This window comes from Paracraurococcus ruber, from assembly GCF_004353985.1.
Lineage (GTDB): Bacteria > Pseudomonadota > Alphaproteobacteria > Acetobacterales > Acetobacteraceae > Paracraurococcus > Paracraurococcus ruber.
Genome location: NZ_SMOA01000695.1, coordinates 1 through 473 on the forward strand (window position 1 = coordinate 1; position 473 = coordinate 473).

Annotated in this window: 1 pseudogene; it reads left to right on the forward strand. The window is 81.0% G+C overall.

What is annotated here, in order from left to right:
• Positions 1-473 (forward strand): annotated as a pseudogene (locus E2C05_RS33870) (hypothetical protein); the annotation flags it as partial.

Genomic DNA, 473 nt, shown 5'->3' on the forward strand with positions numbered 1-473 from the left:
GTCCCGCCATGGGCCGCCCGGTGATCGGCCAGGCGCCGCAGCCGCAGCCGCCGCAGCGCCGCGCGGCCGGCATCCCCGGCGGCTTCATCCGCTCGGCCACCGTCGCGGCCCCGGCCACCGTCATGGCGCAGGAGCCGCAGGCGCCCGTTCTCGGCCCGGTGCCGGTCCCGCTGGAGGAGGAGCCGGTGCTCGGCCCGGTGATCGCCACCCCCGCCCCCTCCCCGCATGCCGAGCCGGCGCGTCGCCCCGCCCCGGTCGCCAGCGCGGCCGAGTCGCGGTCCGCCAGCGCGACCGCCGCGGGCGGGCTGCGCAGCATCTTCCGCAGCGTGACCGGCGGCGGCGCCTGGCGCCGCAACGTGCCGGAGCCGGTGGCGCCGCAGCTGCAGGCGGAACCGGCGCCGGCCCGCCAGGCGCCGCGGGCGCAGCAGGACGAGATGGGGCTCGACATCCCCACCTTCCTCCGCCGCCAGTCC